Genomic DNA, 10,279 nt, shown 5'->3' with positions numbered 1-10,279 from the left:
CACCCCCCATCCGCGAGTTGGGGGTTCGCGACGTGCGAGTTGGGGGTTCGCGACGTGCGAGTTGGGGGTTCGCGACCGTCCGGTGTCGCCTTCCCCCAACTCGCACGTCGCCTTCCCCCAACTCGGAGGTCGTTTTCCCCCAACTCGCGAAAACACACAGCCGCCCCGGACCTCTCGGCCCGGGGCGGCTGTGTGTTCGGCTCAGCGAGGCGAGCGACCGCTCAGCGGGTCACTCCTTCCACGCCTGGTCGTAGAGGAACATCGTCTCGGTGGTCGGCGTGATGCCGTGCACGTCGTCGTTCCACGCCTGGAACGTGCCGCCCGCGGCGATGCCCACGCCGGGCACCTCCTTGTCCCACAGCGACTCGATCCCCTTGATCGCGTTCAGGGCATCGGCCTGGTCGGTCGCTCCCTGGAGCCGCAGCAGCAGGCCGTCCATCTGCTCGCTGGCGTAGCCGGTGGTGTTGGACAGGGAGGTGCTGCCCAGGTTGCCCGCCAGGCGCGAGAACGGGTCCATGTCCGGGATGTTCATCGCGGCCACGCCGAGGTCGTAGTCGTGGTCGATGTAGAGCTTCTGGACCTGGTCGGCGATGGAGCGGATCGGGTCCAGCGTCACCTCGAAGCCGACGGCCTCCAGCATGGCCTTGATCATCACGGCACCGGCCTGCGAGGCGGCGTCGGCGGCGTGCGAGTACGAGATCTTGCCGTCGTACCCGTCGGCCATCGCGTCGGCGAGCAGCTTCTCGGCGCGCTCCGTGTCGTACGCCGGCGGCACCAGGTTGGTGAACCACGGCGAGGAGTCGGGGAACAGGGCCTTGCCCGGCATGCCGGCGCCGTCCTTGACGCGCTCGGCGTAGGCCACCGGGTCGAAGGCGTAGTTGATCGCCTGGCGGACCCGGACGTCGTCGCCGGGGCGGCCCTCCCGGTTGTTGATGAAGAGCGTGTCACCGAGCCCGGTGGCGTTCATCATCCCGGCGAACCCGGCGTCCCGGGCCTCCTCGACGACCCTCGCGTTGCGGACGTACGCGGTGTCCGCGTCGCCGCTCTCCAGCGCGTCCAGCTTGACCTGGTCGTCCGCGGCGCCGAGCCAGATGAAGCGCAGCGCGTCGAGGTGGGGCGCGCCGTTCCAGTAGTCCTCGTTGGCGGTGAGGACCAGCTCCTCGCCCGGGGCGTACTTGTCGAAGACGAACGGTCCGGCGCCGATCGGGTCGAACTTGTCGGGGTTCTGGTACGAGGCCGGGGCCAGCACCATGCCGGGGCCACCGGACAGCATGTTCGGGAAGGTCGTCCACGGGAACCGGAGCTCGTAGGAGACGGTCAGGTCGTCGATCTTCTTGACGTCCGCCACATTCATCAGCAGCAGCGTGGCCTGGTAGCCGTAGTTGGCCATGTAGTAGCCCCAGCTGCCGACCACGGCGTCCGCGTCGAGCGGTGTGCCGTCGGTGAACTCCACCCCGTCGCGCAGCGTGAGGGTCCAGGTGACGTTGTCGTCGCTGGTCAGCGACTCGGCCAGCTGCGGGACGTACTCCCCCGAGTCGAAGTCGTAGCGCATCAGGGTGTCGTAGACCGCCGCCATCGCGCTGCCGCCGACGGCGCCGTTGGCGTAGGTCACCGTCGGGTCGAGGCTGCGGGCCTCGCCGTACTCGGCGACGGTCAGCGTGCCGCCGTCCTGAGGCTCCCCGCCGGTGTCGTCGCCGACGAGGCCGGTGGTGTAGATCTCGGTCTTGCTGAGGCCTCCGGCCGAGCTGTCCTTGATGGCGTCGTCGTTCTTCTCCGACGACGGCGACGAGGTGGCGCATCCGGCGACCGCCAGCGAGCCCACCAGGAGCGCCGCCGTCAGCCGCGATCGGCGCGAGAGAGATGACTTCACTGCTTCCTCCACGGTGCGGGTGAGGGCACCGAGCCGGCCGAGTCCTGACCACCGATGCCTATGTGTTCGCCGTCACAGTGGGTGGAAGTGCCTGCTCGGCATCGCCCGCGTCCCACTCACCGGGAGGCGGGGCGGGGAGCCCTCCACGCGTCGGGCCGCCGGCGGCTTCCGCTGACCGGGAGGCGACCATCCTCGACCGGATCCGCGCTCCTACGTTGCCAGGGTGACGACCTCCCCAGCCCCCGACCCCCTGAGCCCGGTCCGGCTCGGCCCCGTGACGCTGCGCAACCGCGTGATCAAGGCGGCGACGTACGAGGGCCTGAGCCACCGCGCGCGGGTCACCCAGGACCTCGTCGACTTCCACGTCGGCTACGCCAAGGGCGGGGTGGGGATGACCACGGTCGCCTACTGCGCCGTCTCCCGCGAGGGCCGTACCGACCGGCACCAGCTCCACTGGACCGACGAGTCGCTCCCGGGGATGCGGGCGCTGACCGAGGCCGTGCACGCCGAGGGCGCGGCGATCTCGGCCCAGATCGGCCACGGCGGCCCGGTCGCCGAACCGCGCGGCAACAAGGCGCCGGCGCTGTCGCCGAGCCGGTACCGCAACAAGCAGTCGATGAGCGTCGCCCAGGAGATCGACCACGCCGGCATCGCCCGGGTCGCCGAGGCCCACGCCGAGGCCGCGCGCCGCGCGATCGACACCGGCTTCGACGCGATCGAGGTGCACCTCGGGCACAACTACCTGATCAGCTCGTTCCTCAGCCCGAAGATCAACAAGCGCACGGACGAGTACGGCGGCAGCCTGGCCAACCGGGCCCGGTTCGCGCGCGACACGCTGCGCGCCGTCCGGGACGCGGTCGGCGACCGGATCGCGATCGTCGTGAAGATGAACATGGACGACGGCGTCCCCGGCGGCTTCTGGCTCGACGAGGCGATCCCGGTGGCGCAGTGGATCGAGGCGGACGGCACCGCCGACGCCCTGGAGATGACCGCCGGCTCGTCGCTGCTCAACCCGATGTACCTGTTCAAGGGCGACGCCCCGATCGACGAGTTCGCCGCTGTGATGCCCCAGCCGATCAAGACCGGGGTGAAGCTGGTCGGGAAGCGGTTCATCCGCGAGTACCCGTACCGCGACGCCTTCCTCCTCGAGGACGCCCGCCAGATCCGCGCAGCGGTGCGGATGCCGATGATCCTGCTCGGCGGCATCACCGACCGCGCCTCGATGGACCTGGCGATGCGCGAGGGCTTCGAGTACGTCGCGATGGGTCGCGCGCTGCTGCGCGAGCCCGACCTGGTGAACCGGATCGCCGACGAGCCGGCGACGCCGTCGCTGTGCATCCACTGCAACAAGTGCATGCCGACCAACTTCACCGGCACCCGGTGTGTCCTGGTGGACCGGAGCACCACCCGCACCCAGGGCTGGGGAAAGCCGGAGAGCTACGTCGGCTGAGCGCGGCCGAGGGTGTCGGTGGCCGGTCCTAGCGTGGCCGGATCGACCCCGACCCCGACCGAAGGAGCCCGCGATGGCCTCCCAGCTCAACCCCTACCTCAGCTTCCGCGACACCGCCCGCCCCGCGATGGAGTTCTACCGCGAGGTGCTCGGCGGCGAGCTGGAGGTGCACACGTTCGCCGAGTTCGGCAACGCCGACGCCCCGTTCGCCGAGCTGGTCATGCACGCCCGCCTGGAGACGCCCGCGGGCTTCACCCTGATGGCCGCCGACGCCCCTCCCGGCATGACCGAGTTCGACGCCGGCTCGCAGATCACCGTCAGCCTCTCGGGCGACGACGAGGCCGAGCTGCGCGGCTACTGGGACGGGCTCGCCGACGGCGCGAAGGTCACCATGCCCCTGGAGAAGCAGGTGTGGGGCGACGTCTACGGCCAGCTCGTCGACCGGTTCGGCATCAGCTGGATGGTCAACATCGCCAGCCCCCAGGGGTGAGGGCGGCCGCCCTCAGGCGCCGGGCTCGTCCGGCTCCACCGGGCCGACGCCGGCGCGGTGCCGCTGGGCCAGCTCGGCGTAGTACGGCGGGTTCGCCTCCACCCAGAACTGTGCCCCGGTGCCCTCGATCGGCCGCTTGACCTGGGCGGGCGTGCCGGCGGCGAGCACGCCGTCCGGCAGGTCGGTGCCGGGGCTGACCAGCGAGCCCGCGGCGACCATCGACCCCGAGCCGAGGCGCGCGTCGTCCAGGATCGTGGAGGAGTTGCCGAGCAGCGCCTGGGCGCCCAGCGTCGACCCGTGCACGACGCACAGGTGCGCGACGGTGGCGCCGGGCCCGATCTCGACGACCGCGTCCGGGGCGCCGTGGATCACCGAGTTGTCCTGCACGTTCGCGCCCTCGCGGACCAGGATCGTGCAGATGTCGGCGCGCAGCACGGCGCCGTACCAGACGCTGGCGCCGCGCTCGACCCGCACGTCGCCGATCAGCGTGGCGGTCGGGGCGACGAACGCCTCCGGGTGGACCTGGGGCCGCTTGCCCTCGAACTCGAAGCAGAACACCCGGGCACGCTAGCGCGCCGGCCGAGGCTCCGGACCCATCTGCTCAGGCGCCGGTGGTGGGTCGTGTGCCTGAGACCCACCGGGGGAGGGGGCTCGGGCACACGACCCGGCCGCCGCCCCACCGACCGGGGTCAGCCCTTGGCGTCGACGTGCCCCAGCGCCCGCCCCGGCGCGACCAGGTCGCGCACCCGCCGCTTGAGGTCGGCGATCTCGGGGAACCCGCCGTCGGTCTTGCGGTTCCACACCGTCGTCGCGCCGATCGCGGCGTCGTCGCCGGCGGGCGCGTCGACGTCGATCCGGAACATCGCGCCGTGCGCGGGCACGAGCAGCACCCCGCCGAGCTCGGCGGAGAAGGTCTGCAGCAGCTCGCCGGCGTACCACTGCGCGCGCAGCAGCCACTTGCAGTCGACGCAGTAGCGGATCGTCACCACCGGGCCGGTGCCCGGTGCGGTCGGGGTGGCCTCGCTCATGCCCGCAGCATCGCACTCGCGGGCGCCCGGCGCGGCCGGTCGGCGGGGCCGCGGTTGTCACGTTCTGATCACCCCCGGCGATTCTGCTCAATTCGGGGGTCCCGGCGGCCGATTCTGTAGAGGCAGCGCACACCCGGCGCTCTTCTCCTGTTCGAGGGACCACCATGTACGACACCGTGGACGAACTTCCCGGAAGCCACCTCTCCCACGACCGCCCGTGCCCGGTGTGTGGCCACGCCATGCACACCTACCTGGCCTGCTCCGACACCTGCGACTGCCAGCCGGCCTCGCGGAGCCTCGTCACCCACTGACGCAACTCTGAGCGCCCCGCGTCACATGGAACCTGGTCGGGTCTGGGCGTCAGGAGTGACCAGAATCCATGTGACGCGGCGCGGCAGGCTCAGCGGCCGGCGTCGTCCAGCGCGGCCGCGGTGAGGCTGCGTCCGAGGTCGATCAGCTCGCCGGCCCGGTGGAACTCCAGGGTGCGCGCCGCGCTGATCGGCACCGTGACCAGCACGTCCGGCGGTAGCGCGGCGAGCCGGTAGCGCGCGATCAGGCTCTGCATCGCGTCGAAGGAGAGCGCGACCACCTCGCCCGTCCGCACGTCCCCGGGCCGCGGCGCGGCGACCTCGGCCGGTACGCCGGTGCCGTCGGTGAGCTCCGCGGCCTCGACCGCCTCCGCGAGGGGGCCGCCGGGGCGCGACCCGTCGCCGGCCTCGCCGTCGCCCTGGACGCCGTCGCCCGGCACTCCGTCGTCGGCGCCGTCGCCCCGCCGGAAACGGCGCCGCAGCTCGGAGGCCCACTCGGCGCGCCGGACGGAGAAGTTGCGGGCGGGCGCCAGGGGCTCGCCGGGTGCGCGCGGGCCCTGCAGGGAGACCGCGAGGGTGAAGTCCGCGGCCACGGCCGCGGTCGGCTCCAGCGGCAGCGGGTTGAGCAGGCCGCCGTCGACGAGCAGCCGCCCGCCGATGACGGACGGCGTGAAAAGCCCGGGGATCGCGACCGAGGCCCGGATCGCGGGGATCAGCGGTCCCCGCTGGAACCACACCTCGCGCCGGGCCAGCAGGTCGGTGGCGACGGCGGTGAACGGGATCGGCAGGTCCTCGATGTCGATGTCGCCGACCAGCTCCTCCAGCTCGCCCATCACCCGGTCGGCGCCGACCGCGCCGCCGGGGGAGCGGGTGGGGTCGACGAGCCGCAGCACGCGGGGGCCGGTGAGGGAGCGGGCCCACTCGGCGAACCGCTCCTCGACGCCCGCCGCGATCAGCGCGCCGACGACGGCGCCCATCGACGTACCGGAGACGGCGACCACCTCGTGCCCGCGCTCGCGGAGCTCCGCGACCGCCCCCAGGTGCGCGTAGCCGCGGGCGCCGCCGGAGCCGAGGACGAGCGCGACCCGAGCCATGGCCCCATTATCCAGGCGGCGGCGCGTGGTGGAGGCGGAGCGGGGACCTAATCTGGGTCCGTGACCCGTCCTGTGATCCTCGTCGTGGGCGCCGGCCCCGGCGTCAGCCGCTCCGTCGCCCTCCGCTTCGCCCGTGAGGGGTACGACGTCGGCCTGGTCGGGCTGGACCCCGACCCGCTGCAGGCGCTGGCCGCCGAGGTCGAGGAGACCGGCGCGACGTCGGTGCAGGCGGCGGTCGACATCACCGACGAGGCCGCGACCCGGAGCGCGATCACCCGGATCGGCCAGCGCCTGGGGCGGATCGACGTCGTCCACTTCAACCCGAGCGCGTTCCGCGAGGCGGACCCGCTGGAGCTGACCGTCGCCGGGCTGCTCGAGGACGTGGCGCTCGGCGTCGGCGCGCTGCTGACGGCCGTGCAGGCGGCGCGGCCGTTCCTCCAGCCCGGCGGCCGGGTGACGGCGACCGGCAGCATGGCCGCGGACAAGCCGTGGCACCGTGCCGCCTCCCTCGGCGTCCAGAAGGCGGGCCTGCGCAACCTGGTGGGCAGCCTCGACCGGACCCTGAAGCCGGAGGGGATCCGGGCGGTCTCGGTGACGGTGCGGGGCGCGCTCGCCACGGAGGGGCCCTTCACGCCCGACCGGGTGGCCGAGGCGATCTGGGGCGCCGCGCACCAGGACGAGGAGTCCTGGCAGTCGGCCGTCGACTACGCGGGCTGAGACCCCGCGCGAGCCCGCGCGAGCCTGCACGGCCGGCGGTCGTGTGCCCCACACCCCCGCATGGAGGGCTCTCAGGCACACGACCCGTGTCCGGAGACTCATCCTGCGTCACGGGGCGACGGCCGGAGAATCTTCCGAAAAAACTAAGAGCCGCCGCAGGCGTCTCGGGTCACCTGCGGCGGCTGAGAAGAACTTTGCCACGCGCCAGGTGACATGTCATCAGAATCGGGGAATTCTCTCGAAGATTTTTTCCGGGACCGCGCGGCGACTGGCCCGGGAACGCCGAAGCGCCCCCGCGACGGTCTCGCGGGGGCGCTCCGGGTGACTGCTGCGGGGCCGTCAGAGCAGCGCGGACGCCTTCTCCAGCACGGCGCGCAGGATCTGCTCCATCTCGTCGAAGTGCTCCTGGGTGGAGACCAGCGGCGGGGAGAGCTGGATGACCGGGTCGCCGCGGTCGTCGGCGCGGCAGTAGAGGCCGGCGTTGTACAGCTCCTTGGAGACGAAGCCGTAGAGGATCCGCTCGCACTCCTCGTCGCTGAAGCTCTCCTTGGTCGCCTTGTCCTTGACCAGCTCGATGCCGTAGAAGAAGCCCTCGCCGCGGACGTCGCCGACGATCGGCAGGTCCAGCAGCCGCTCCAGCGTGGCGCGGAAGGCCGGCGCGTTGGTCTGCACGTGCTCCAGCACGCCCTCCTCCTCGAAGAGCTCGAGGTTGCGCAGGCCGACCGCGGTGGAGACCGGGTGGCCGCCGAACGTGTAGCCGTGGGCGAACATGTTGGAGCCCTGGAGGAACGGCTCCATCAGCTTGTCGGAGGCGATCATCGCGCCGAGCGGGGCGTAGCCCGACGTGATGCCCTTGGCGCAGGTGATGATGTCGGGCTGGTAGCCGAACTTCTCGGCGCCGAACATCGTGCCGAGGCGGCCGAACGCGCAGATCACCTCGTCGGAGACGAGCAGCACGTCGTGGCGGTCGCAGATCTCGCGGACCCGCTCGAAGTAGCCGGGCGGGGGCGGGAAGCAGCCGCCGGCGTTCTGGACCGGCTCGAGGAAGACCGCGGCGACGGTGTCGGCGCCCTCGTTGAGGATCGCGACCTCGATCTGGTCGGCGGCCCAGCGGCCGAAGGCGACCGGGTCGTCGCCGAACAGCGGCGCGCGGTAGATGTTGGTGTTCGGGGCCCGGAAGGTCGAGGGGACGAGCGGCTCGAACTGCTGCTTGAGGCCCGGCAGGCCGGTGATGGAGAGCGCGCCCTGGGTGGTGCCGTGGTAGGCGATGGCCCGGCTGATCACCTTGTGCTTCATCGGCTTGCCGACGAGCTTGAAGTAGTTCTTGGCCAGCTTCCAGGCGGTCTCGACGGCCTCGCCGCCGCCGGAGGTGAAGAAGACCCGGTTCAGGTCGCCCGGCGCGTAGGACGCCACCTTGTCGGCGAGCTCGATCGCCGAGGGGTGGGCGTAGGACCACAGCGGCATGAAGGCCAGCTGCTCGGCCTGCTTGGCGGCGGTCTCGGCGAGCTCGGTGCGGCCGTGGCCGAGCTGGGAGACGAAGAGGCCGGCGAGCGCGTCGAGGTAGCGCCGGCCCTGGTTGTCGTAGAGGTAGACGCCCTCGCCGCGCACCATGATCGGTACGTCGGCCCCGGCGCCGTACTGGCCGTGCCGGGTGAAGTGCATCCACAGGTGGTCCTTGGCGGCCTGCTGCAGCCGGGCGTCGTCGTACATGCGCCCATGGTGCGGGATCGGGCGACCAAGAGCAAGCCCAATCGACTAAATCAGTCGCTGATGGACGTTTCTGGTGCGGAATCAGTACGTAACAGGCCGATGAACCCGCCCAAATCCATCGCACGGGGGCTAGTGTCGTGCTGTGTCTGACCAAACCTTCCGCAATGTCATCAACGGCGAGCTGGTCGACGCGGCCGGCGGCGAGACCTACGACGTCCTCGACCCCTCCACCGGGGAGGTGTACGCCCGGGCGCAGATGTCGGGCGCCGAGGACGTCGAGCGCGCGTACGCCGCCGCCTCGACCGCGTTCGAGACCTGGGGCGAGACGACCCCGGCCGAGCGCCAGCTCGCGTTGCTCAAGATCGCCGACAAGCTCGAGGAGCGCGCGGCCGACTTCGTCGTCGCCGAGTCCCGCGACACCGGCAAGCCGCTCGGCTTCACCACCACCGACGAGCTGCCGCCCGCGATCGACCAGATCCGCTTCTTCGCCGGCGCCGCCCGGGTCCTCGAGGGTCGCTCCGCCGGGGAGTACATGAAGGACCACACGTCGATGATCCGGCGCGAGCCGGTGGGCGTGGTGGGCCAGGTGACCCCCTGGAACTACCCGCTGATGATGATGGTCTGGAAGATCGCGCCGGCGCTCGCGGCCGGCAACACGATCGTGCTCAAGCCGAGCGACACCACCCCGGCGACCTCGGTGATGCTCGCCGAGCTCTGCCAGGAGTTCCTGCCGCCGGGCGTGCTCAACGTGGTCACCGGCGACCGGGGCACCGGCCGCGCCGTGGTCGAGCACCCGACGCCGCAGATGGTCGCCATCACCGGCTCGGTGCGCGCCGGCAGCCAGGTCGCCGCGTCGGCGGCCCCCGACCTCAAGCGGGTCCACCTCGAGCTCGGCGGCAAGGCGCCGGTGATCGTCTTCGACGACGCCGACATCGCCGCGGCCGCCGAGGGCATCGCGGGCGCCGGCTACTTCAACGCCGGGCAGGACTGCACCGCCGCGACCCGGGTGCTCGCCGGTCCGGGCGTGTACGACGACTTCGTGGCCGCGCTCGCGGAGGAGGCCCGCAAGGTCTCCACCGGCATGCCCGCCGACGAGGACGTCCTCTACGGCCCGCTCAACAACCCCGACCAGCTGGCCCGGGTGGCCGGCTTCGTGGACCGGCTGCCGGACCACGCGCGGGTCGAGGCCGGTGGCGCCAAGCCGGTCGTCGCCGGCGGCGAGGGCGGCTTCTTCTACGAGCCGACCGTGCTCTCCGGCCTGCGCCAGGACGACGAGCACGTGCAGGACGAGATCTTCGGTCCGGTGATCACCGTGCAGCGGTTCTCCGACGAGGCCGAGGCGCTGCGCTGGGCCAACGACGTCAAGTACGGCCTCTCGTCCAGCGTGTGGACCAAGGACCACGGCCGGGCGATGCGGATGTCCAAGCGCCTGAACTTCGGTGCGGTGTGGATCAACACCCACATCCCGATCGTCGCGGAGATGCCGCACGGCGGCTTCAAGCACTCCGGCTACGGCAAGGACCTCTCCCTCTACGGCATGGAGGACTACACCCGGATCAAGCACGTGATGAGCTACATCGGGGAGTGATCCGAGGGCCGGCGGACGCCGGTT

General features: G+C 71.8%; 9 protein-coding genes. 4 read left to right on the top strand and 5 right to left on the bottom strand.

All coding sequences use genetic code 11. The features are described 5' to 3' along the window. Positions 1-229 precede the first annotated feature (229 nt). Positions 230-1,870: an ABC transporter substrate-binding protein gene (locus ABLM29_RS07345; protein WP_349713384.1), complete on the bottom strand. Its 1,641-nt coding sequence runs from the start codon at positions 1,868-1,870 to the stop codon at positions 230-232. 223 nt (positions 1,871-2,093) lie between these two features. Here ABLM29_RS07345 and ABLM29_RS07340 point away from each other — a divergent pair, with 223 nt between their 5' ends. Beyond that, entirely contained in the window at positions 2,094-3,320 is a 1,227-nt protein-coding gene (locus tag ABLM29_RS07340) for an NADH:flavin oxidoreductase (RefSeq protein WP_349713383.1), read from the top strand. 73 nt (positions 3,321-3,393) lie between these two features. Further along, complete coding sequence (locus ABLM29_RS07335; RefSeq protein ID WP_349713382.1) at positions 3,394-3,810, top strand: VOC family protein; 417 nt, start codon at positions 3,394-3,396, stop codon at positions 3,808-3,810. 12 nt (positions 3,811-3,822) lie between these two features. Here ABLM29_RS07335 and ABLM29_RS07330 read toward each other — a convergent pair whose 3' ends face one another. From ABLM29_RS07330 to ABLM29_RS07320, 3 genes are all read right to left on the bottom strand, one after another. Next, entirely contained in the window at positions 3,823-4,368 is a 546-nt protein-coding gene (locus tag ABLM29_RS07330; protein ID WP_349713381.1) for a gamma carbonic anhydrase family protein, read from the bottom strand. A 131-nt stretch (positions 4,369-4,499) separates the two neighbouring features. Beyond that, positions 4,500-4,838 (bottom strand): Rdx family protein, encoded by a 339-nt coding sequence (locus tag ABLM29_RS07325; protein ID WP_349713380.1) that lies wholly within the window; start codon positions 4,836-4,838, stop codon positions 4,500-4,502. Between the two features lie 400 nt (positions 4,839-5,238). Next, on the bottom strand, positions 5,239-6,240 hold the full coding sequence (locus ABLM29_RS07320; RefSeq protein WP_349713379.1) for a patatin-like phospholipase family protein: 1,002 nt from the start codon (positions 6,238-6,240) through the stop codon (positions 5,239-5,241). Between the two features lie 60 nt (positions 6,241-6,300). Between ABLM29_RS07320 and ABLM29_RS07315 the strand changes: the two genes are divergently transcribed. Beyond that, entirely contained in the window at positions 6,301-6,957 is a 657-nt protein-coding gene (locus ABLM29_RS07315) for an SDR family oxidoreductase (RefSeq protein WP_349713378.1), read from the top strand. Between the two features lie 339 nt (positions 6,958-7,296). Here ABLM29_RS07315 and ABLM29_RS07310 read toward each other — a convergent pair whose 3' ends face one another. Beyond that, entirely contained in the window at positions 7,297-8,667 is a 1,371-nt protein-coding gene (locus ABLM29_RS07310) for an aspartate aminotransferase family protein (protein WP_349713377.1), read from the bottom strand. Positions 8,668-8,809: 142 nt separating this feature from the next. Here ABLM29_RS07310 and ABLM29_RS07305 point away from each other — a divergent pair, with 142 nt between their 5' ends. Continuing rightward, complete coding sequence (locus tag ABLM29_RS07305) at positions 8,810-10,255, top strand: gamma-aminobutyraldehyde dehydrogenase (protein ID WP_349713376.1); 1,446 nt, start codon at positions 8,810-8,812, stop codon at positions 10,253-10,255. Positions 10,256-10,279: the final 24 nt, after the last annotated feature.

The sequence above is a fragment of the Nocardioides sp. YIM 152588 genome (assembly GCF_040191335.1).
Taxonomy (GTDB): Bacteria; Actinomycetota; Actinomycetes; order Propionibacteriales; family Nocardioidaceae; genus Nocardioides.
Note: the sequence above shows the minus strand (reverse complement) of the source record. Positions and strands in the feature narration are given on the sequence as shown.